We start from the raw sequence: 22,217 nt of genomic DNA, 5'->3' as shown, positions 1-22,217 counted from the left end.
AGCTTGCTGTGCGCCAGCCTCGGCATGAGTTTGCGTGGCGCCGAGGCCGGATTCCACACGGGGTAGAGTCGGCGCCTAAAGCGAGCGAGAGATCAGTTGCGGAACCCAAGAACCTTGTCACCATCTCCGGCGGTTTCGGACGCCGGACGACTGAAGCGGCCAGTGACCGTGGTGCCGAGGGACGGAGCCTTCGTAGTAGTCCGAGGACGGGAAAGCCGTTCACATGGCGAAGGGAGGCAGTGGATACGGTTTGCAAGCAGGAGGCGGGCACATGTCCGGCGAGGTGAATACCCCGTTCGTCCTCGACATGCAGCGCAAACTGTATCGGTGGAGCAGCGACGAACCTGACAAGGTCTTTGCTGATCTGTTCAATCTCATATGCGACCGCAGAACCCTTGCCGAAGCTTGGCGACGGCTCGCCCGCAACCGCGGCAGCCGAACACCGGGAACGGACGGGATGACGCGTCGCACGGTCGAACAGCGTGCCGGTGGCGCAGCAAGGTTCCTCGAGGAAATACGCGAGGCACTTCGCAACGGAACATATGACCCGGAACCCGTCAGGCAGCGGCTGATCCCAAAGCCTGGCAAACCGGGAGCATTCCGGCCACTCGGAATCCCCACGCTGACAGATCGCTTGGTGCAAATGGCCATGAAGCTGATCCTCGAACCCATCTTCGAGACGGATTTCTATCCGACCTCGTATGGGTTCCGGAAAGGACGGAGCACCCATGATGCTCTGGAGCGAATCCAGAAGTGTCTTCACCCGTCGGTTCGTGGACCTTCGGTCTACGACTACGCCATTGAAGGCGATATCAAGGGCTGCTTCGACGCAATCGACCATCACGTCATGATGGAAGGCGTGCGACGGCGTATCGGCGACCGCAAGGTGCTGAGGCTGATCTTCGCATTCCTGAAGGCCGGCGTGATGATCGAGGGGACCATCCGACATCCCGTAACCGGCTCGCCACAAGGCGGGATCATCTCGCCGATGCTGTCGAACATCTACCTGACAGCCATCGACGAACGGTACGGACGATGGTCCATGCGCCCCCGTGAACCGAGTAGCAGGGCGGCAGGCCGGCGGACTCTGGACCGCAAGAACGGCAAGCCGACATTCTACATGGTGCGATATGCGGACGACTTCGTCGTCCTCATGGAGGGCACGAGGGAGCAAGCGGAAGCTGAAAGGCAGGCGCTGGCGGAGTTCCTGAAGACGGAACTTCGTATGGAACTGTCGATGGAAAAGACCCGGATCACCGAGACCAAGGAAGGCTTCGACTTCCTCGGCTATCGGGTGGTGCGCACCAAAGCGCTCCGCACGGGGCGACTGGTCGGCAACCTCTTCATCCCGAGGAGCAAGCTCAACGACCTGCGCCACAGGATCAAGGTCCTGGTGAAGAGCATTCCTACGGGATGGCCGCTCACCAAAGTCGTCGGCACCCTCAACCCGATCCTGCTCGGGTGGCGGAACTATTACCGATATGCCACGCAGGCGTGTCGGGACTTCAGCCATCTCGACAAATGGATTTGGGAGCGCGTTGGACGTTGGCTGCGTAAGAAGCATCGAAAGGCAACGTGGCGAGAGCTGCGTCGCCGCTTCACCGTCAACGTCACGGGACAACGGCATCGATGGGTCGAAGGCACGAAGCGCCTGAGGCTCCTCCGCGACGGCGGAACCATGCGTTACCCTCACCAAAGCATCGAGAAACCGAACGGATGGAATGCCCAATCCCGGCACCGTCAGCGCGAGAGCGTGGGCGACTTCTGGGACGCGTTCTACCGCCTCACGTCGGACTGAGGCACACCCATGAGCGATCTTTCGCTCATGCACGGAGAGCCGGATGCAGGGAAACTTGCCTGTCCGGTTCGGGGAGAGGGATGGAGAAACTTGTCTCCGAAAGGGGAAGTAGCGCTTCATCTCTACTCCACCATTTGCACGGCAAAGCCCACGTCGGCACGACGTATAAGCGCGCCCTCCCTCGAAAAATTCTCGGGATGGACCAGCCCGTCCCGGGCTGTCTCGGCAACCCTGAAGCCTTCCGGCAGGCGCTCCACTATCATCGCCGCATCGACAATCAATGGAGGAAAGCGATGCGTAAACCACGCGATTTCGACGCCGAACTGAAGGCGCTGGAAGACAAAGCGCGAGAGCTCAAAACGCGAAAGGTGCAGCAACTTGGCGAGCTGGTGATCGCGACCGGCGCCGATCAGCTGAGCACCGACGAACTGGCCGGCGCATTGGTCGCAATCGCAGAAACGAAAGAGACGGCAAAGCGTGAGGCATGGGCCAAGCGTGGAGCGATGTTTTTCGAGAGCCGGTCCCGGCGAGCTGCTCCAGCATCTCTGCGTAACTCTCGCAGCGCTCCAGCGCGACCGGGCAGCCCGCAATCGCCGGCAGGCGGCACAGGCTCGCAATGACATGCGCGCGTGGCAGGTCGAGCGCCGCAAGCGTACCCGACATCTGATCGAACTCGGCGGCCTCGTCGTTAAGGCGGGCATTGTCGAGCTCACCCATGACGATCGCGCTATCATCTACGGCGCGCTGCTTTGGATCGCCGCCAAGCTGCAGAGCGATGAAGGTGAGCATGCGCGCAACTTATGGGCTGCGAAGGGAAAGCAGGCGTTTGATGCGGAACGGCATGAAAATGAAAGGATCAGTGAACCTAGCGGCAGTTGCGCAACGCCGCAGTCTCAAGGCAGATGTCTCGAACGAGACTGAAAGAAAGCAATACCGCGCTACTGGTCGAAGTCCTCACGTCGGCGGAGCACTGCGAAAGCTAGCTGTTCCAAGTAGCAGGCTGTCGTGCGTGCAACTTCAGAGATCACTGGCTCTGATAAGCCACCTTGCATGCCGCCGCCCCGGTCCGGCATAGCGCAGCGCAGCCGGATACAGCAGCCAACTTTCGCCCGCGCATGCAGGTAGTCCACCGCGCGCCCGGCATGTGATGCAGCCATGAAGATGGCGCGTCCAATGCACGGTTTCATTGGCCGAGGGTGGCATAATGGCGAATTCTCGGCATTGCGGAAAGATTCAAATCCGGCATCCGCACCTGGTCGCGGGAGATGACATAACAAGCGGTATTGCCGCCATGCTGGATATCGATACCGAGGGCGACCAAGAACGCCTAGTGGTGCCACGGACGCGTGCCCTGTTCGGGGCGCGGATAAACGGATCGGTGATCTGTTTGCAGAGGTCGGTTTTCATGGCTGACCTCACGCGATGATGCGCTGGTGGATGCGCGCTTCGTCGGCGTATTCCGTCAGCGTTTTAGTGGCAGTGAAGTGGAGGTCGCGCTCGATGCCAATACCGAGCGGGCCTTCGACGCTTTCGATTTCCGAAAGGCTAACATAGCCAAGTTCCGGCTCGCCAAAGCCAAGGTCGCAAAGACCGAAGGCGATATCGGGATCGGCAGGATCAAGCTCGCTCAAGAGCCACGTTGCCCCACCGCAAGGGTGGAACAACTTAACCACCGGCTTGAAGTCGATGGTTCGTCCATTGCGCTCGATCCAGTGGCGGTTGAAACGCCCGTTATTGAGAAGCTGTTTCTTGAGGTCATCCGGTATCAACGGCATGGGTAGTCTCCTTTTTTGGTCAGAGGGTTCAGCGCAGCGAAGCGCGTCTGAACCTCTGGCCGTCGCCGAGACCGGGGGTAGCAAAGGCAAGAAAAAACGATGGGCGGCACGGAGGGTCCGCCCGAGCGGTCCCCATTCAAAAAATCAAAATTAAAAAAGCATGGGGAACGGGGGGATGCCGTGGCGCCTGTCGTTTTTTTCTTGCCTGCGCGAGGGGCAGCGCCCCTTAGGAAACGAAAAGCGCGCGGTAGCGCGAGGGCAAGGGATCGTCACCCGAGGGGCCGAGACGCACGCATGGCGGCTCGGTCCGGCGTAGCGCAGCGAAGCCGGATAGAGCCCGGTCCTGCACAGGCAGGATGCCTCCCTAGGCTGACGGAACCTGACTTCGAAGCCTAAATGTAAAACTTGAATGCGAGCTTTGGCTCGCTGGTCTGGGGTGCGGCTAAAATCACTTCGCCTACCGCGTCGGCGAACCGGATGGTCACAGGAAGCCGGTCGTTGTGAAGACACGAGTTAAAATTAATTTTTGTGAGGCTCATCACGTCCTCAAGAACCGTTTGCAGGGGGCAATTCCCTCGCTGCCTCTTCACCAGCAACGGGTTCGGCGTCTCTGGGCCGATATAGGTATCAAGTCGCGGTGCATATCCTGAGGTCCAGAGGTAGGCCTCGCTGTCCGATAAAAGAAGCGCGGTGCCTCGCATGACCGGGTATTTACCCGGCCGGAACAGTTTCAATGCGTCTTTCGCATCGGAGATTTGCACCCCGACCACGTTGGTTTCAGGCGGGGCTCCGCTGAGAAATCCTTCCCACTCCTCATCGGTGAAGTAGGACTTCGCATGAAGAAACAGTTCCGACGGCGGCGTGTTGTCGTGTTGATCCCGGTATTCCTGAACCACCATTTCGACAAGGCGTTTGGCCGCCGGCTTGTCGATGTGAAACTGCTTGGTGTCGGTGTGATACCAGGGACCAAGGGCACCCCGGAACACAACACCCTCGCCGCTCGACAAAAACATCTGGGCTGCACAGCAGGCGAAGCCGTCGTCAGCCGTCGCATCGCGCCTCTTATACGCAAGGCCGACATAGCAAACGCCGGCGCGCACGCCCGAAAGTTGCCACGGGCGACCACCTGCCTTGTAATAGGCGCCGGTCGATAGTTTCCACGCAACTGTCGCGGGATCTTCCAGCCGCCTCTTGGGCTGGCCGTTGCTTTTCAGGAAATCATTGGGCGCGAGCGTGGTCTCGCGAACAATTTGCGTGACAATCTTTGGGGCCAGGAGCCGGGCTTTGAGCTGCCTTCGAAAATGCGTGGCGTATTTGTAAACGTCGGCTTCGGCCTCTTCCAGGCCAAAGAGCGTCGGCTCCTCCTCGAGCTTTAACGCCGCCGACTTCGATATCCTGACCGCGCCCTGAATCCGGTCCTTCGTCGGCACTTTGGAGCGCGGGCGTCCGAGATCGTAGACCTCTTCAGGAATGATCACGAACCAAAAGCTCGGCGGGTCCTCCATGCGGTCACAGCGCGCAATCAGCGCGTTTACGTACAAATCAACCGCAGCTTTGATTGCCTCGTTGCGATTGACGATACTCAGTGCGGCGTGAAGCGCCGATGGATCGATGGTGTTGATCACCGTCTTGGGCTTGGTTGGCCACGGCGCGTTGTATGCCGCAGAAAATCCCGGAAAGGGAACATGTTGCGGCTCGATCAACCGCGCACCCTTCCGGGGCGGAGGGACATCGACAAAATTTGCCAGCGACTTTGCCCAGCGTTCGAGCCGTTCAACGCCTGCCTTGGTACCGATAGCGCCATAGTGGATTTCGGGCCGCCCGCCATCGACCGGGCCATACAAAAACAGCCCATCGCGAGGATAAACGAGGGTCTGCCCATACCTGAATTCGAGCTGCGGTTCGGGAAGGTAGATAAGGTCAAGCTTGGCCATGATCAAACCTCACCGTCGTCATCGTCGCCGAAATCGTCGTCATCGCGATCAACGATAAGTTCATCATCGTCATCCTGGTCTTCAGACGCCGCATCCGATGGTGAGTTGACGCCAAACGGCGCTGCGAAGGTAATCGGCGGTAGACTAAGGCGCATGGAAACGCCCTCACCCAAAGCGACGTCGACAAAGTCAGCGCCACCCGCAAGCCAATACCAGAACGCCAGCAGCAGATCGCGCCACTTGTCGTTTCGCCAGCCTTTGCAAAACGTTCGGCGCATCCGATGTATCCGCCGAGCATCGCCGATCAGGTCATGGCCGTTGGACGTGAAAATGACACGGCCATACACGCGGACATGGCGCAAGGGTCCCGAGCGCGCCCAGCAACTCAAACCATAATGCCAATGGAAGCCTCGTTTCTCCGAACGGCCGACGAGCTGCCGCCGGCCCTTCAGCCCTGCCCAGGCGAAGGGGTGCTGGTCCATTGTGGCTTTCCCGCTCGAAGGCCACCACGCATTTCGACCGTCCGCATATTCGAAGGGCCTGAGACCCTTATCCTCAAAATAGGCATCCAGCGCGCGACGGCTGATGTCGGTGAATTTCGGCCGGCAATCCTTCGGCGCAAGCCGCTGCGAATGCCAGCCGGATTCCAGAAACGTGTCTGTCTCGCAGGTATCAACAAGCTGCAGCGGCAGATTAGGTCCGAAATAATCTTGCAGCTGATGAAGCGGAGCAAAGCTTATGAAGCCACGATTGTGGGCCGCAATCGGGATGCGACAATCTTTGATCATCGTCTGCGCAACGCCAATCGATATACCGCCCTTGAAGTCGTAGAATCCGATCGACGGTGGAAGGGCTTCGATCGATAGCCAGTTCGAGATCAGGGTTTCCGGGCCGGCTCCAACAGTCCTCGCGTCTTTAAGTTGAAGATTCTGCCACGCCTGGGCGGCGCTCGGGGCGGCATTTCTGGGAACGCCTGCTTCCTCAAGGACCGGAAGAAGCTCGGCAAGGCCTTGTGCCCACCCTTTTTCAAAATTGATGTATTGGGCCTGCACGATTTGGAGCGGCGACTGGTAGTCAGCGAGGCGCAATGGGACGATAAAGCCCGGTTCCTTTATTCGTTTCGCCGTTTCGATCGCAATGGTGATTTCATTGCGGACGCCCTGTTTCTGGACGCTGCCCGCCGTCGCAACCAGCAAAAATCGTTTGGCTTTGTTGCGAATGGCATCTTCAAGGATGCGTTCCCAATCGTCGCCGCCTTTGAGACGCATGACATCTGCGAAGACGTGATAGCCCAGCGCGGTCAGACGGCCGCCCAGCCACAACGTGAAGGCGTTATCCTCCGGCGTGGCATGGCTTATGAAAACGGCATCCCGTGTATCCGTCATTGAGCGGCTCCATCTGTCACCGATGTGTGGATTGGCAGGGCTAGGATCAGTTTCGGCCTTCCTTCAGGAAAGAATGCGTTCGAGGCTATTTTTCCGGTCACGCCAGTCCGGCATCAGCGTTTCCAGCACGTCATAAAAAGCAGGCCCGTGATGCGGGTGAACGAGGTGGGTAAGCTCATGGAGAATGACGTAATCGATGCAAAGGGTGGGCGCGCGAATGAGATCGGGATTGAGGGATATCCGCCCGCTGCGGCTCCAGCTCCCCCAGCGCCGCGGCATCGACCGGATTATCAGCGGCGGTGCACGCCCTAACGTCTTCTCGAAGCGCGCCGAAACAATCGCGAAGCGTTCGGCGATCCTGGCTTTTCCTTTTTCGCGATACCAGGCGATAACCAGCCGTTTCACCGTGCTTGAGTTACGATGCGCGGGCGAGGAAACGTGAAGGAATGCTCCCTTGAGTTTGACCTCTTCAACAAGGCCCTTGTGAAGTTTGAGGCGGTACTGACGGCCAAGATAGAGATGGGTTTCGCCGCCGACATAGCGGCGCTCCGGTGCGCGCGGGCGGAACTGCTCAAAGTGCAGCAGCTGGCGGATCAGCCAGCGCGCCCGCTTTCTTAAGCGCTGTTCGATTTCCTCTTGCGATGTTGCTTCGGGAGCAATGACCCGTATCGCCCCATCCGGAAACACCGTAATCGCCATCGTTGCTCGGTCCGAGAACTGCGCGGTGTAGTCGAAGGTGTGAGCTGAATAGGCAATCGATCCATGCATGGGGTTAATCCGGCATGCGGGCGCGCGCGATATTCAGCACGCGGTCAATGATTTCATCCATGTGATCGGGCGTCAGCGGATGTCCTTTTTCATCGCGCATCGTGTCAAAGAGATAGTCGTCGAGATCGTTGCGCATCTCGTTTTGAATGTCCTCGCGCTGCGCCCAATTCACGACGCGGCGGCGGGCAATGGTATTGAACATGGTTTCGGCGGCCTCGGCCGCGTCCGCCTGCACGTTGGCTCCGTCGGCATGGGCAGCCGCGAGATGCTTTTCGATGGCGTGATAGAAGGCGACGGCGGTGTCGTTGCCGCGCAGGTGTTGGGCACGTCATCGTGGCGAGGGCGAACAACCTGATCCCTCGCATCGCGGACGATGTTGAGGAACTCAAGCTGGGAGATCCGCTGCGCCCGGTGATCGTCAATCGCCTTTTGGATCAGCGTCGAAATCTTCTCAAAATAAACCGGGTCCTGTTCCATGCGCTCGTTGATGGTGCGCTGGGTAAGGCTTGCGATCATGTCGGCCTTGGAAGCCGGCGTCGCCTGTTCGCCGACGGCTTCTTCGAAAGCCTTGTCATCGAAGATGTTGACGGGGGCCGTGAGCGTGACGACTTCGTTTGCATGGATGTGCTGGTCCAACAGCTTGCGAACCCGCTCCTCGTACAGTTTGAAATCGATGTCTTCCTGGTACCGCTTGCGAACGGCGGTGCGCAGCTTTTGAAACCGGCGCAAATCCTCCTTGTACGAAGCAATGGAAGCCTCGTTACGCGCGTCGTTGATCCAATCGGCGGTGGAAAGTCCGATTGCGAGCGTGCGCGCGAATTGCGCCAGGCGCTCATAGAAATCCTCGCGGCGTTCCTCGTCGCCCAAATGCCGCTCGAAGGCTTCTTCATCCAGCTTGTTGGGCAGTTCCTTGAACAAGTCCCAGAGCTGATGCTGGCGCTGCGGGAGTTTTTCAATCTCTTCCAGATTCTGGGTGACAACGCCCTGGACGTCTTCGGCCTCGAATTCCGCGAAGGCGGAATAGGTTTTGAGCGCGGGGTCCAGCGCGCCCAGAACACCGGCATAATCGATGATGTAGCCATATTCCTTTTCGTCCTCGACGCGGTTTACACGCGCTATCGCCTGCAACAAGCCGTGGGCCTTCAGCGGTTTGTCGAGATAGAGAACGGTATTTTTGGTGCATCAAAGCCGGTCAGGAGCTTGTCGACAACGATGAGGATTTCGGGATCGGTGCGGTCCTTGAACGAACCCACGATCGAACGGTTGTAATTCTTCTCATCGCCGTAGCGATCCATCATCTTTTTCCAGAAGCGAACCACCTCTTCGCGGGATTCGTCCCCCACCTCGTCATAGCCTTCCCGGTCATCAGGCGCCGAGATGATGACTTCCGACGTGACCATGCCGATTTCATCGAGCGCCCGCTTGTAAAGAAGCGCTGCCCGCTTCGTCCGGGTGGCGAGCTGCGCCTTGAAGCCGGTCCCCTTCCAGTTCTTGGCGAAGTGCTCCGAGACATCGTAGGCCACGCAATAGATCGTGGGCTCGGTCTGTCCGATTTCGCTGTAGCGCGTGAATTTGCGCTTGAGATCGGCGCGCTGGTCCGGCGTCAGATCACGGCTGACGCGCTCAAACCACACATCGATGCCGGCGCTGTTGACGTCCTGCTCGACGTGGCGGCCTTCATACAGCAACGGCACAACAGCCCCGTCCTTCACGGCCTGGTCGATGGCATAGATATCGATGAGCCCGCCGAACTTGGCGGCGGTACTCTTTCCTTTTTCATCAGCGGCGTGCCGGTGAAGCCGAGATAGCAGGCGTTCGGGAACATCCGCTTCATACGGGTGTGCATTTCGCCATACTGCCCGCGATGGCTTTCATCGATCAACAGGAACACGTCGCTCGAAAGGTCGCGGTAGTCGCGAACATTTAGCGCGGTATCAAACTTGTTTATGACGGTCGCGATAATCGAGGCGCGATCCTGTGCGACCAGCTTCAGCAGATGGCGGCCGGAGTTGGCACTCTCCGGTTCTGCCCCGCAGGCGGCAAACGTTGCCGTGAGCTGCTCGTCAAGATCGATGCGATCGGTGACAAGCACGATACGGGGATTGATGATTTCCGGGTCAAGCGCCAGCGCCCTTGCCAGCATGACCATGGTGAGCGATTTGCCGGAGCCTTGGGTATGCCAGACGACGCCGCCCTGGCGGCGGCCCTCGAGGTCCCGCTGCTTAACCCTGGCAATGATGTTTTTGACGGCGAAGAATTGCTGATAGCGGGCAACCTTCTTGATGCCGAGATCAAACAGCGTGAAGCGCCGCGCAAGGTCGAGAAACCGGTCGGGCCGGCACAGCGCATAAAGCATCCGATCCTGCTCGGTAACCTCGCGCCCATCACGCATCATGCGCTCGAAGGGAACCTGTTCCTCCTCGAAGCCGTCGCCGAAAGTCTTCTTGGTTTCGGCCGGGCCGAGCGACGTTGTCAGCAACTGCCCAATATCGGCGTCGGTGAATTCGCGCTCCCGCCAAAGCGCCCAAAACTTGCGCGTGGTTCCGACGGTGCCATAGCGAACCTTGTTCTTGTTGGTTGCGATAAGAAGTTGAACCGAACGGAACAGGTGCGGAATCTGGTCGGGACCCTGGTTCCGGATGCTCTGGGAAATTGCATCCTCAAAATCCTCATTCGGTCCCTTGCACTCAATAACGCAAAGCGGAATGCCGTTCACAAAAAGAACGATATCTGGCCGCCGTGTCTTGGCCGAGCCAGCGCGTTCAACGTCAAACTCCTTGCAGACATGGAAGGTGTTGTTGGCGGGCGTGACCCAATCGATGTATTTCAGGGACCGCCCGCGCATGTCGCCCTCAACGGGCTGGTCAAGCGACGTGCCAAGCTGCAACAAATCGGTCGTCAACTCATTCAGGCGCATGAGGCCCAATGGCTCACGGCTGCGCAGGCGCTCAATCGCGGTTTGAATGTTGGATTCCGAGAACGGGTATTGTTTTCCGCGATACTCGAGACGCATGAGCTGCGCGCGAAGGATATCCTCCAGCAGCACATTGGAAAGCTTGCCGCGCCGTTCGCGGTCAACCTCGGCCTTGGACAACATCACCCACTTTGGGGGCATGGTCTGCAAAAGATGCAACGCCGGAATCTGCGACAGATGCATCTCGCCGTCCCTGAATTGATGCCGCTTGTTCATTGGGCGGCCTCCTCGGTGATGCGAGCCGCCATCGCATCAACGTCGCTGTCGCGAACCGGCACGCGCCACTCGCCGGTCAGAAGCTTCTGCATGAGGCCGCGCTTTTGTCTGCGGAGCGCTTCCATTTGCGCTTTCAGGAGGTCAACCTCGCGCTGGAGAGAGTCCAGCCCGGCAGCCATGGCCTTCTGCGTTTCAATGGAGTGCGGCAACAGAAGCGGCGTTTGCAGCAGCCACTCGACATTGAGAACCATTTTTTCAATGTCGACGCCATAGCTGCAAATGAACGCTTCGTGCTGAAGCCGCTCGGTGCGGCTAAGCCAGTCGAAATAGGGCATCCAGAGCTTACCGGGCTTAGCCCTTAAGCACGCATATTCCTTGGAGACGTGCCCTCCGTCGAATTCGGGCGGCACCATTGCCCATGCACCGTGTACGACTTGGCGTTTGGAGATCAAGAAATCGCCGGCACGCACCGTGTACATATCCTTGGTGAGAATTTCATGGCCCTTTCGGTCGCCGCGAAACACCAAGCCGCCACAGCCGCGCTTGACGGTGATCAACCGATAGGTCGCATCCTCATCCCAAGCGACTCGCTGTTGCGCGAGGGTTGTGACATCACCAATTGTCGTTTTTTCCCATCCACCCTGTTCAGCGGTCTGCCTTGCGTCACTAACGCGCTCTGCAAGCATTCCAAGTATACGTCGCTGCTTATTCTCAATTAGCCGAGAGCCGACAGCGGTTGCGATGTCCCAAGTATTTAGAATCTCCGCCACACGATGCTGTTCCGGAAGAGAAGGAACAAATATCGGAAATTCTTCGACATCCGACCGAGTTATGTTGGGGTCTTTCCGGCTACTCGCGGCAAATCGCCGCCAATATCCGACCCGCCCGTTTAGATATTGGAGGACATATGATGGGTCCGCCTTTTTACGATCCAATTCGATCGCAGATATGGCCTGATTGATCGCAGCCGGTATACTCAAAAGGCCCGTTCGTCCAATTTGACGGAATCCCCCATACATTGCGACCAAGACGGTTCCGGCTGGAAAAATACGAGAACGAGATTCATCGATCGCAAATTGCGTTAGCTTCTCATCGGTATCTGAGATGATTGAATTGTTCAGGTCCCCTGTTTTTACCCAAGCGGTACCGACGTTAGAAAAATAGCGCTTCGACTGCGCACGCGGGGGCGTTGAGCCACTGGACACTTTTGCAATTTTACTCAGACGGGTATGGCGATGGTCAGACATTTAACCCGAGGTCCTTGAGGTGAATTTTCATTTTTTCTTTGACCTGCGCGAGCTCCAACTCAAGCGCATCAATTTCGCATTGGACAGCTGATATGTCGACTTCGTCCTCGGCTACAAACGTGTCGATGTAGCGCGGGATGTTGAGATTGAAATTATTCTCATCGATCTCTCCGATAGGAACTGAACGAGAATATTTATCGATAGTTTTCCGCCCTTGGAACGTCTCGACAATTCTCGTGATTTGCTCTTCCAGCAGCATGTTCTGTGTCTTCGCTTGCTGAAACTCTTGGCTCGCATCAATGAAAAGCACATCCTTACGCCGCTCCAACGGGCCACCAGATTCCCGACGACGATCAAAAATCAATACTGCGACAGATATCGAGGTGGATTGGAACAGGTTTGCTGGCAAGCCAATAACTGTATCGAGAAGATTTTCTTCGATGACCTTTTTGCGAATTTTGCTTTCAGCACCGCTGCGAAACAGAACGCCATGCGGCACAACTACGGCAACGCGACCAGCCCTTTGCCGGGCCGTTTCGATCATATGCGTGATGAATGCCCAATCGCCCGTCCCCTTCGGCGGGACGCCACGATGAAATCGCTTGTGCTTGTCGCTGGCGGCATTCTCGGCGCCCCATTTGTCGAGCGAGAACGGCGGGTTGGCAATCACGACATCGAACGCGAGGAGTTTGTCGTCTTCGATGAGCTTCGGGTTGTTGAGGGTATCGCCCCATTCGAGCTTTGCGCCATCGATGTCGTGCAGGAACATGTTCATCTTGGCGAGCGCGTGCGTGCCGCCATTGACTTCCTGCCCATAGAGCATGACGTTCTTTGATCCGACCTCCTGCGCTGCCTCGATCAGCAGCGAGCCGGAGCCACAGGCGGGATCGGGTCGATCCCTTCCAGAGCCATCCAGAAGCCGAATCTAGTATCCTACTTTGTCCATGAGCACCCGCAATTCGGACTGCGGAGCGACCCAGAAAGTTCGAAAAGCTTCCAAGAACCCCAGTCGATCCCTAATTGTAGAACCGTACAATAAGGATCGATGATGTTCCGAGGCTTCGGGCCTTTCGGCAGGCCGCGAATATCCGGCGTCGGCGCGCCGTGATGGAATTCATCGCCCGGGCCAGGCAGGGGGCATTCAATCGATCCGGTCACATCGTCAATTCAACAATGTTTACAAACTGCCCAAGCGCTTCCGGATTTGCCAGCGCCTCGATGTTCTTCACTGGACGCCCGTGGATGACTTCGCGCACCGCCAATTCGACAATCTTTCCCGACTTCGTGCGTGGAATGGCAGATACTTCTAATATCTTCGCAGGCACGTGACGGGGCGAAGCTCCATCCCGTATCGTCTTTCGGATTCTCCTTTCAAGATCAGAATCAAGGACGAAACCATTATTCAGCCGCAAAAACAGAACGATCCGGACATCACCTTCGAACTCCTGACCAACACAAAGGGCCTCTTGCACTTCGTCCAGCCGTTCGACCTGATTGTATATTTCGGCCGTTCCAATACGGACGCCGCCTGGATTAAGCGTGGCATCCGACCGACCGTAAATGACAATACCATCGTGATGGGTCCACTCAGCGAGGTCGCCTTGGTTCCAAACATTCTCATATTTCTCGAAGTATGCCGCTTTGAACCTCCGTTGATCCGGGTCGTTCCAGAAGCCTATGGGCATTGAGGGAAACGGCTTCGTACATACGAGTTCCCCTTTTGCCTCTCGGAGTGGTCGGCCTTCCTCATCCCAAACGTCGACGGCCATGCCCAAACCTGGTCCGGTTATTTCGCCGCGCCATACTGGTCTGGTTGGGTCACCAAGAACGAAACAGGACACGATGTCGGTGCCCCCCGACATCGAAGACAACTGCAAGTCCCTTTTGATATCTTGATATACGTATTCGAAGCTTTCAGGAGAAAGAGGCGATCCTGTCGATGCTACTAGTCGAAGAGAGCTGAGTTCCCGGTTCCTCAGGGGGATAACGTGGCTTTTCCTCAATGTGTCCAGGTACTTTGCCGAAGTGCCGAACAGGGTGCATTTCTCAGCTTCTGCATAATCCCACAAGACGTTGGCATCGGGATGAAGCGGCGAACCGTCGTACAGCAGTAATGCTGCGCCACTAGCCAGCCCAGAAACGAGCCAGTTCCACATCATCCAGCCACAGGTCGTGAAATAGAAAACACGATCAGCCTTCCGGATGTCTGAATGGAACCGATGTTCCTTCAGATGTTGGAGCAGCGTCCCTCCGGCCGAATGCACGATGCACTTTGGGACACCAGTGGTGCCAGACGAAAACAAAACGTAGAGCGGGTGCGAGAATGGCAGTTCCGTGTACTTGATATCGCCGGGCTGCCAATCGCCCATGAATTCGCCCAGGGTCTTTGCACCTTTAATCGACGAAGCCAGGCCTTGTGCATCCCCAGCATAGTGCACAATGAGTGCAGGACACGCCAATGCGGATGCAACTGCACGAACCTTCAGCGAGATATCCTGCTCCTTGCCTGCGTACCAATAACCGTCGCAAGCGATGAAGAGCGAAGGCTCAATCTGTCCAAAGCGATCTAATACGCCTTGTGCGCCAAAATCGGGCGAGCAAGATGACCAGATCGCACCCACCGAAGCTGAAGCCAGCATAAGAGCTACGGTCTCAGGAATGTTGGGCAACATGGCTGCCACCCGATCGCCAGGCTTGATGCCCATGGACACCAAGGCCTGCTGCATCTGGGAGACAACACACTTTAGGTGATCCCAACTCCACCGATAAGTGACCTTGTCTTCGCCGCGGAAAACTGGGGCGTCCGAGGCGCCGCCTTCCCGAAGAAGATTGCGGGCAAAATTCAACCTGCCTTCCGGGAAGAAGCGGGCAGCGAGCATGTCAGAGCCGTTGATCAGCGACCGTGGACCAGGCTGGCCGATGACATCGCAATAGTTCCAAACAGCATGCCAGAAATCTGTAGGATCCTCCACGGACCAGCTATGGAACGATTGATAATCGTCGAATGGCGTACAAAATTCGTACGAGCACCAGTTCTGGAATTCCTTCATTGCCGAGGCTTGTACTTGCTGTTCGCTCGGCGACCATAGTGGCAGGTTCGGATTTGTCGACATAGGGTTCTCTGCGTTACCGCGATGCTTCCACGCTCGGCCTATTCAAGGCTAACGGCTCCAAATGCCTCTCAAGAAGGCTTCCCATGAAATCACAGTCATGCGCGCGTGATGTGCATGCCGCGCAAAGGATGGCGCCGTCTCGTTCGACTGCTACCACCGCTTCTTCAGGTTGAGTTTCTCACGTACTTCATGCGGCTGAAGGATGCTGACGTTCATCCCCGCGAGGATCGAGACAGCGCGTTCTACAAGCTGGCCATTGCTGGCCAGAACTCCCTTTGACAAAAACAGATTGTCCTCTAGGCCGACCCTGATGTTTCCGCCCGCTAGGGCGGCCATTGCGACATAGGGCAATTGCTTGCGTCCGATAGAAAACGCTGAGTACGTCCAACCTTGAGGCATGTTATTGACCATTGCCATTAGCGTGCTGGGATCATCGGGGGCCCCGTATGGGATCCCCATGCACAGTTGAATCATCACCGGATCATCAATGAGGCCCTCCTTAACCAACTGCTTGGCAAGCACCAGATGGCCTGCATCGAAGACCTCGATCTCAGGTTTCACGCCAGCCGATTGAATACGTGCTGCCATAGCCCGCAACATCCCGGGCGTGTTGGTCATTACGTAGTCAGCCTCGGCAAAATTCATTGTGCCGCAGTCCAGCGTGCATATTTCTGGCAAGAGTTCTTCCACATGGACAAGCCGTTCGGTCGCCCCAACCATGTCAGTTTTCTTTGGGTTGAGCGGCAAAGGCTGCTCCGCAGAACCAAGAACAAGATCGCCACCCATTCCGGCTGTGAGATTTAAGACGACATCAACGCCAGAGTCGCGGACTCGTGCGACGACTTCGCGATAGAGGGCTGGATCACGTGATGGGGCACCTGTTTCCGGATTGCGCACATGGATGTGTGCAATCGCGGCACCAGCCTTCGCGCCTTCGATACTCGCTTCGGCGATCTGTTTGGGGGTAACGGGTACTTTATGACTTTTGTCGACTGTGCCACCGGATCCGGCGACTGCACAGGTAATAAACACGTCGAAATTCACCGTTTAACCTCCAAATTGGATCAAGGATTTGCCTGCATCAGCGGTCATCGAAGCAATTGTCATTTCGTCCGCCTGAAATGACAGGAAATATTGTTTTATACTTCGACCGCAGACGGCTCGAAGAATTCCGGGAGATCGCGATCACACGCCCATCGGACGTGCCCCTGACGCCGCCAATGGCGGCACCGAGCGCGGGGCACTCCTTGACCCGCCCTCGAGACGAACCTGGACTGACGAAGCCCACTTCCACGAGATGATCGAGAACCTCAACTCCCGATATGGAAGGTCTCGGTATGGCCATCGACGGCAATCGCCTGGCCCGACACCATCCGGGAAGCTGGTGATCCGAGGAAGACGCACATGTCCGCTATCTCTTCAGGTTTCACGAACCGCTTGATCGACTGTGATTGGACATATTCGCCGTGCACAACCTCGATCGAAACATTGCGGCTTTCAGCTTCGGCCTTAGCAACGCGATCCATGCGCACGCCCTCAACCGAGCCTGGGCAAATGGCATTGGCGCGAACGCCATAAGGGCCGAGCTCTATCGCCAGGGACTTTGTAAAGCCGATCACCGCCCATTTGGCTGCAGCATAAGGAGTCCGCAGGCCATAACCGTAGAGGCCGGCGGTCGACGAAATATTGATGATGCTGCCGGACTTCTGGCCCTTCATAACGGGCGCTGCGCGCTTGACACATAGAAACTGGGCATCGAGGCAGACGTTCAAGCATTTCTGCCAGTCGTCGAGCCGAAGGTCTTCCACGTAGCCGGTGGGCCCCTTCGTTCCGGCGTTGTTAATCAAAACGTCAAGGCCACCCAGATCGTTCAGCGCCTCGTCGAACCAACGGTTGACGGCACCCTCATTCGATACATCCAAGTGCGTGGCTACGACATCTGGATATGACTCAGCGACTTGCTTCAGTGCCTGCTGGTCGACATCGCAAATATGTACCTTTGCACCATTGTCGTAGAAAGACTTTGCGATGGCCCAGCCTATTCCAGAACCGCCTGCCGTGATCATTACGCGCTGGACCAATTAAACCTCCGATAAGCATTTTCGATGTTGATGTCACTTGCCCGCCAACGCCCTGAGGGTCGCAGCTCTCGAATCCGCAGCCACCCTTTTATGCCTGGCTAGCCGTCCGGCCGCACCGAGGGCTATCTCGCCACAAGGGCGCAACTTGTCCTGCAATCGGCTGAGCCTGTGGATGACATTCACCAGCCTTGTGCAGCGCGGTTGAAGGACAACGTCGAGCACCCGCGCAGTCCTCTACTCCGCAGGCGACGGTTCGTGTACCTCGGCGCTACGCGGAATCGGTGGCCGTGCACCATTGAAGCCGAGAGCCCGAGCCCGCTTCTTACCCTTTCGCAGCTCACGATCGAGCTCGTCGAAGTAGATGTCCTGATCGAGCTGCATGGTATGACGCGCTGACTTGTAGTAGCGCGACATGTGCCTCTTCTCGTCAATCAGGATCGTCTTTTTCTGCTCGTCCACGCTCGGCAGTACATAGTCACCGGCCAGATATGCGGCGATCCATTTCGCCTGGTGGTCGGCAATCGCGAACAGAGTCACGCTTGGCTGGGCAAGCCCAATGAAGAACAAGTTGGGAATACCCGGCTTGATGACACGCTTGAAAAGCGGCAGCTGGTTATTTGGCGCCGAGATGAACGAATGGTCAAAGAAGGGGAAACTGATCTTGTAGCCCGTTGACCAAATGATAGCGTCGATTTGCTCGCGTCGGCCGTCTTCGAACACGACCCCATCCCCATCGAGCCTCTGGATCCCGGTGCGCATCGAAATGTCGCCTGCGGAAACATATGACGGAAATGTATCCGAGGTCGTCCCATGAGACTCGAACACCCGATGATCCGGTTTCGGAAGCCCGTAGTCCTCCATGCGCCCGACGGCGAAATGATAGACCATGCGGCCGAGCGTCCGCTGCAAGGAGAGCGGAAGCGATGGATAAAGCTTGCCCTTGTCGGCGGGCTTACCCAGCAAAAATCGAGGAAAGATATGCTGACCGCGCCTGGTGCTTACAAACAGCTTTTGGGCAATGTGGCGCGGGCAGATTTCGCTCGCGATATCCATCGCCGAATTTCCCATTCCCACCACAAGAACTCGTTTGTTCCGCAGGTCGAACGGAGTGAAGGGATCACGATACGAATGTGCATGAAACTGCACGCCGTCGAATTTTCCGGGATAGGCGGGCTCCGGCAAGCGGGGATCCCAATGATGCCCATTGCAGACGAACAGCGCGTCATAGGATCCGCGCTGGCCGGAGCTGAGACCAATCTTCCACGTCCCCTTCTCGTCCCGCCGCGCTTCGGCAACTTCGGCCAGCAGGGTGACCTTATTATCAAGACCGAAATGCTTCACGTAGGACTGCAAATAGGCGTGCACCTGCGTGTGATGTGGATAGTGAGGAGTATCGGCGGGCATGGGGAAATCCGGGAATTCAAGCTGCCCCTTGGATGTGTCGATATGCAAGGACCTGTACGCTGCGGACCTCCCGTTGGGATTGTCGAACGCCCACACGCCACCAATGCGATCGCTCATTTCGAACCAATCAAAAGGAATGCCGCGATCCGTTAGCGCCTTTGCGGTAACGATGCCGCTCATGCCAGCACCGATGATACAGCATCTGGGAAGGACGTGAGACGTCATAATAGGCTCCGTTGATCTATCATTGATTTAGCGAGAAACTATCAAGTGGCGTCGGCTGACGACAATGGTGCCGACGGTCACCATCAGCCGACGAAATCTTGCGATTTGCTTGAAACAATTGAATTGCGTGAGCCAACCATTTTTGAGGCCCCACAATAGACGCCTGAACGACTTCACACACGCCGTTGGGATAGGAACTGCAACAACCTCAACGTCGAGCTTGGTCTCACCAAGGCAGCCGCTCACTGAGATAGAAGAAGCCGCCTGTCGGACCGTCGTCCGGGAGGCTTGCGTAGATGATTGCGGTGCGCGCGCCCTCCTCGACGCTAAGGTCCGCGACATCGCTGCCCATTTTCGTGCGCACCCAGCCGGGATGGATCGAGTTGACCTTGATGTCAGTATGACGAAGTTCTTCGGCGAGTTGGACGGTGAATGCATTGAGCGCGGTTTTTGAGGCGTCATAGGCAAACGCCTTGTGAGAATAGACTGGAGAGGCTGGATCGGAATGATGCGTGAGTGAACCCTGAATGCTCGAAAGGTTGACGATCCGCCCTGCCCGCGACTGCCGCAGGAGGGGCAGCAGCGTCTGGGTCAAGAAAACTGGAGCGAAAAAATTCGTCTCGAACGTCGAGCGAAGAAGGTCTCTCGGCGTCCCGCTGGCGAGCCTCGGCGCCGGCGTTGCAGCATTCTCGCTGTCCAGATAGACAGCAGCATTGTTGATTAGGATGTCGAGACAACCGTGGGTGTGAAGCAGACCGTCATAGGCTGCTTCTAAGTCCGCTTCGCTCGTTACATCCAGCCTCAGGCTCTGCGCCGTATAACCTTCTTCACACAATCCAGCTGCTGCACCCTTGGCCATTGCTTCATCGCGTGCCGCGATGATGACTCGTGCGCCCAGCGCAGCCAATTGGCGACTTATTTCCAGCCCTATGCCGCGGGCGCCGCCAGTTATCAAAGCAAGCTTGCCCGCAAGGGCTGCCCCTGTTTTCGTATCGTTCATATTCGTTCATCCCCTGTTGCGACTAGCCTGCTGCCATTGCGCTAGCTCAGGCGGCACGAAAAATAGGATCGGATATGCTTGCAGTCAGACGTCTTCCTTTGGTGGCGACAAAGACTTAGTGAGCGCATTTTAGGTGGACGTCCGATGCCGCTGGCAACTCACAGCCAGCGATCTTTTCTTCATGACACTGATGGCCTTGAATCTACTGCAAATTGACCTTCTTCAGCTTCCGATGGAGCGTCGCTCGACTCATTCCAAGGGCGGTGGCGGCTCTCGAGACATTGCTGTTCGTGCGAGACAGCGCACGCAGGAGGACTGCTCGCTCGAGCACAGCAAGATCCTCGCCATCCTCGGCACCAGGTTCCTGGAGGGCATCCGCTGCTGGCAAACCTCGTTCGATCTTTCGATCGTCCAGCCTTAGGGCAAACCGAGCCGCGCGGGTCGCTCCCACCACCATGTCGTGTTTGTCCACGGCAAGCAGCGCGACCGAATTCACATCGCTTGGCAGCATGATCAAACGTGATCCGGCAAAAGCGGTGCGGAAGAGATTGAGTTCGATCCGCATCGCGGCATCCCTCGCGGTTTGCGACAGGAGCGAGAACATCACCTCGCCCACGTCATCGCGGCGTATATAGATATCGAGCGCAGCAGCAACACGGCCTTTCTGGTCGCGGATCGGGGCGGTCGCGCAACTAAGTCCAATGTTTGAGCAAAGGAAATGCTGGTCGCGAAAAACGTTGATGGCCCGCTCGTCGGCAATGGCGGTTCCAATTCCATTGGTTCCAACGCTTGCCTCCGTCCAGATCGAGCCCGTCCATAGGCCGAGGTCATGAAATTCCTTGTCGTCCCCGCGCACGCCCCGGCGTTCCAAGGCGATGCCGTTCTTGTCAGTAAGTAGGATGCAACATCCGGCCTTGCCTACCGTCGAGAACAAGCGATCAAGCTCTGCTCCTGCGCTGGCAATAAGTTCGCCAGCCTCGTCCCGCGCCCGGTTAAACTCGCCTTCGGTCAACCGCATCGGAGTCGTTGCCTCGTCAGGCGCGAGACCGTGAACCGTGATGCAGCGGCGCCAAGAGGCCACGATCGACGAGCCGGCTGCAGCCGATTTCCGATCGGCATACGAGTAGACATGCGTTGTATGCGCGGCGTTTACCGACATCGACGTTTTCCTCAACCGTAGTGGGTTAGCCCTCGCCTATGTCCGTCGCGTCGGCCGTTAATATACAGTCTGCCTGGCACGACCCGCGTGGCCCCATTGGTAGCGCCAGCACGGATCGATTTCCCGAGCTTCAATGTGCCAACGTTTCGACATCAGGCCGCTTTGGAGCGCTGATTGGCGCAAAGATACCTGCCAGCATTCCTCCGTCGACTGGCAGTTCGGCGCCCGTGACCATTCGAGCAGCATCGGACGCGAGAAACAGAATCGCTTCTGCGATATCTGACGGAACCGGAAGCTTGCGCATCGGTACTACACTGCTCAGGCCAGCGACTGCAGCCTCGCGTCCGCCCACTTCTTCTGCGAAGGCCTCAAGCATCTCTGAATCAACATAAGTCGGGTGAACGGAGTTGCAGCGGATGGGCAGCGCGTTGGCAGCGCAATAGAGCGCCACGCCCTTGGTAAGAAGCCTAACAGCTCCCTTGCTGGCGGCGTAGGCAACGGCATCATCTGAAGCAATGTTGCCGTAAATCGACGAGATATTTACGATCGAGCCGGAATTCCCGGTCGCCTTCATTGCTCCTACCGCAGAACGGCAGCCTAGAAAGGTACCCGTGGCATTAATATCCATCGTTCGCTGCCAATCAGCCAGGGAGCAATTGATGAAATCACCGTCAGTCCAGATGCCAGCCGAGTTTACCAGCACATCGATCCTTCCAGCGCGCCGGAGAACTGTATCGAAGGCTGCCGACCACGAGTCCTCTTTAGTCACGTTCAAGTGGGTAAAACACGCTGCCTCGCCGATCTCTGCGGCAGCCACTTTGCCCCTCTCGGTGTCAATGTCGGCAAGAAATACGAAGCCACCTTCGCTCGCAAAGAGACGCGCAGTTTCCCGGCCAATGCCAGACGCCGCCCCAGTAATCAAAGTAACCTTACCCGATAGCCGTCCCATACCGAAAATTACCTCCAGTTCGTCTGAGCCGGGAGGGTATTCAGTAGTCTAGTTGCCAACAATGGTGCCGATGGTAACCATGCATGTACGACACGCGCAGAAACTTGTTCAGAAGCAAGTAACACCTCTATTTGCACACAGTGCTTCTGCAACGGCGCGGCGCGTGTTACAGAAATGAACTGATTTTCT

Annotated in this window: 17 protein-coding genes and 1 pseudogene; 3 read left to right on the top strand and 15 right to left on the bottom strand. The window is 57.2% G+C overall.

The features are described from left to right. The first annotated feature begins 271 nt into the window (after positions 1–271). From ltrA to ACVDG8_RS34365, 3 genes are all read left to right on the top strand, one after another. Positions 272–1,798 carry a group II intron reverse transcriptase/maturase gene (gene ltrA, locus ACVDG8_RS34375; RefSeq protein WP_447250876.1) on the top strand — a complete coding sequence of 509 codons (1,527 nt, stop codon included), beginning with the start codon at positions 272–274 and terminating at the stop codon, positions 1,796–1,798. A gap of 293 nt (positions 1,799–2,091) precedes the next feature. Beyond that, entirely contained in the window at positions 2,092–2,418 is a 327-nt protein-coding gene (locus ACVDG8_RS34370; protein ID WP_447257172.1) for a conjugal transfer protein TraD, read from the top strand. Between the two features lies 1 nt (position 2,419). Continuing rightward, positions 2,420–2,719, top strand: a complete 300-nt coding sequence (locus ACVDG8_RS34365) for a conjugal transfer protein TraD (RefSeq protein WP_447252443.1) — start codon at positions 2,420–2,422, stop codon at positions 2,717–2,719. Positions 2,720–3,213: 494 nt separating this feature from the next. Here ACVDG8_RS34365 and ACVDG8_RS34360 read toward each other — a convergent pair whose 3' ends face one another. The 15 genes and pseudogenes from ACVDG8_RS34360 to ACVDG8_RS34290 all read right to left on the bottom strand — a co-directional run bounded on the left by ACVDG8_RS34360 (position 3,214) and on the right by ACVDG8_RS34290 (position 22,028). Further along, positions 3,214–3,573, bottom strand: a complete 360-nt coding sequence (locus ACVDG8_RS34360; protein ID WP_447252441.1) for a DUF2958 domain-containing protein — start codon at positions 3,571–3,573, stop codon at positions 3,214–3,216. 392 nt (positions 3,574–3,965) lie between these two features. Then, on the bottom strand, positions 3,966–5,507 hold the full coding sequence (locus ACVDG8_RS34355; RefSeq protein WP_447252440.1) for an argonaute/piwi family protein: 1,542 nt from the start codon (positions 5,505–5,507) through the stop codon (positions 3,966–3,968). 2 nt (positions 5,508–5,509) lie between these two features. After that, entirely contained in the window at positions 5,510–6,892 is a 1,383-nt protein-coding gene (locus ACVDG8_RS34350) for a toll/interleukin-1 receptor domain-containing protein (RefSeq protein WP_447252439.1), read from the bottom strand. 63 nt (positions 6,893–6,955) lie between these two features. Continuing rightward, positions 6,956–7,660, bottom strand: a complete 705-nt coding sequence (locus ACVDG8_RS34345) for a M48 family metallopeptidase (RefSeq protein WP_447252438.1) — start codon at positions 7,658–7,660, stop codon at positions 6,956–6,958. Positions 7,661–7,664: 4 nt separating this feature from the next. Continuing rightward, complete coding sequence (locus ACVDG8_RS34340; RefSeq protein WP_447257171.1) at positions 7,665–7,937, bottom strand: hypothetical protein; 273 nt, start codon at positions 7,935–7,937, stop codon at positions 7,665–7,667. Continuing rightward, positions 7,829–10,706, bottom strand: a pseudogene (locus ACVDG8_RS34335) (type I restriction enzyme subunit R domain-containing protein); the annotation flags it as partial. The gene ACVDG8_RS34340 and the pseudogene ACVDG8_RS34335, both read right to left, overlap by 109 nt. 140 nt (positions 10,707–10,846) lie before the next feature. Continuing rightward, positions 10,847–12,097 carry a restriction endonuclease subunit S gene (locus ACVDG8_RS34330; RefSeq protein WP_447252436.1) on the bottom strand — a complete coding sequence of 417 codons (1,251 nt, stop codon included), beginning with the start codon at positions 12,095–12,097 and terminating at the stop codon, positions 10,847–10,849. Further along, entirely contained in the window at positions 12,090–12,956 is an 867-nt protein-coding gene (locus ACVDG8_RS34325) for an N-6 DNA methylase (RefSeq protein ID WP_455707876.1), read from the bottom strand. Before ACVDG8_RS34325 ends, ACVDG8_RS34330 begins: the two co-directional genes overlap by 8 nt. Positions 12,957–13,251: 295 nt before the next feature. Then, positions 13,252–15,210: an acetoacetate--CoA ligase gene (locus ACVDG8_RS34320; protein ID WP_455707421.1), complete on the bottom strand. Its 1,959-nt coding sequence runs from the start codon at positions 15,208–15,210 to the stop codon at positions 13,252–13,254. Between the two features lie 150 nt (positions 15,211–15,360). After that, the gene (locus ACVDG8_RS34315) at positions 15,361–16,254 is read right to left on the bottom strand and encodes a 3-keto-5-aminohexanoate cleavage protein (RefSeq protein WP_447252435.1); all 894 of its coding nucleotides are present in this window, start codon (positions 16,252–16,254) and stop codon (positions 15,361–15,363) included. A 266-nt stretch (positions 16,255–16,520) separates the two neighbouring features. Continuing rightward, positions 16,521–17,291, bottom strand: a complete 771-nt coding sequence (locus tag ACVDG8_RS34310; RefSeq protein WP_447252434.1) for an SDR family oxidoreductase — start codon at positions 17,289–17,291, stop codon at positions 16,521–16,523. A gap of 234 nt (positions 17,292–17,525) precedes the next feature. Further along, complete coding sequence (locus tag ACVDG8_RS34305) at positions 17,526–18,875, bottom strand: flavin-containing monooxygenase (protein WP_455707420.1); 1,350 nt, start codon at positions 18,873–18,875, stop codon at positions 17,526–17,528. Between the two features lie 271 nt (positions 18,876–19,146). Next, a complete protein-coding gene (locus tag ACVDG8_RS34300) occupies positions 19,147–19,920 on the bottom strand; it encodes an SDR family oxidoreductase (RefSeq protein WP_447252432.1) in 774 nt (257 codons plus the stop codon). Between the two features lie 202 nt (positions 19,921–20,122). After that, on the bottom strand, positions 20,123–21,079 hold the full coding sequence (locus ACVDG8_RS34295) for a helix-turn-helix domain-containing protein (protein ID WP_447252431.1): 957 nt from the start codon (positions 21,077–21,079) through the stop codon (positions 20,123–20,125). A 130-nt stretch (positions 21,080–21,209) separates the two neighbouring features. Continuing rightward, the gene (locus tag ACVDG8_RS34290) at positions 21,210–22,028 is read right to left on the bottom strand and encodes an SDR family oxidoreductase (protein ID WP_447252430.1); all 819 of its coding nucleotides are present in this window, start codon (positions 22,026–22,028) and stop codon (positions 21,210–21,212) included. Positions 22,029–22,217: the final 189 nt, after the last annotated feature.

The sequence above is a fragment of the Mesorhizobium sp. ORM8.1 genome, assembly GCF_053005525.2.
This window is presented reverse-complemented; position numbering and strand designations above follow the sequence as displayed.

Excerpts from the sequence above, each read along its gene's own strand:
- ACVDG8_RS34300 (WP_447252432.1), bottom strand. The coding sequence starts at position 19,920 with ATGAACGATACGAAAACAGGGGCAGCCCTTGCGGGCAAGCTTGCTTTG.
- ACVDG8_RS34320 (WP_455707421.1), bottom strand. The coding sequence starts at position 15,210 with ATGTCGACAAATCCGAACCTGCCACTATGGTCGCCGAGCGAACAGCAA.
- ACVDG8_RS34350 (WP_447252439.1), bottom strand. The coding sequence starts at position 6,892 with ATGACGGATACACGGGATGCCGTTTTCATAAGCCATGCCACGCCGGAG.
- ACVDG8_RS34295 (WP_447252431.1), bottom strand. The coding sequence starts at position 21,079 with ATGTCGGTAAACGCCGCGCATACAACGCATGTCTACTCGTATGCCGAT.
- ACVDG8_RS34365 (WP_447252443.1), top strand. The coding sequence starts at position 2,420 with ATGCGCGCGTGGCAGGTCGAGCGCCGCAAGCGTACCCGACATCTGATC.
- ltrA (WP_447250876.1), top strand. The coding sequence starts at position 272 with ATGTCCGGCGAGGTGAATACCCCGTTCGTCCTCGACATGCAGCGCAAA.
- ACVDG8_RS34290 (WP_447252430.1), bottom strand. The coding sequence starts at position 22,028 with ATGGGACGGCTATCGGGTAAGGTTACTTTGATTACTGGGGCGGCGTCT.
- ACVDG8_RS34360 (WP_447252441.1), bottom strand. The coding sequence starts at position 3,573 with ATGCCGTTGATACCGGATGACCTCAAGAAACAGCTTCTCAATAACGGG.
- ACVDG8_RS34330 (WP_447252436.1), bottom strand. The coding sequence starts at position 12,097 with ATGTCTGACCATCGCCATACCCGTCTGAGTAAAATTGCAAAAGTGTCC.
- ACVDG8_RS34345 (WP_447252438.1), bottom strand. The coding sequence starts at position 7,660 with ATGCATGGATCGATTGCCTATTCAGCTCACACCTTCGACTACACCGCG.
- ACVDG8_RS34355 (WP_447252440.1), bottom strand. The coding sequence starts at position 5,507 with ATGGCCAAGCTTGACCTTATCTACCTTCCCGAACCGCAGCTCGAATTC.
- ACVDG8_RS34370 (WP_447257172.1), top strand. The coding sequence starts at position 2,092 with ATGCGTAAACCACGCGATTTCGACGCCGAACTGAAGGCGCTGGAAGAC.
- ACVDG8_RS34305 (WP_455707420.1), bottom strand. The coding sequence starts at position 18,875 with ATGAGCGGCATCGTTACCGCAAAGGCGCTAACGGATCGCGGCATTCCT.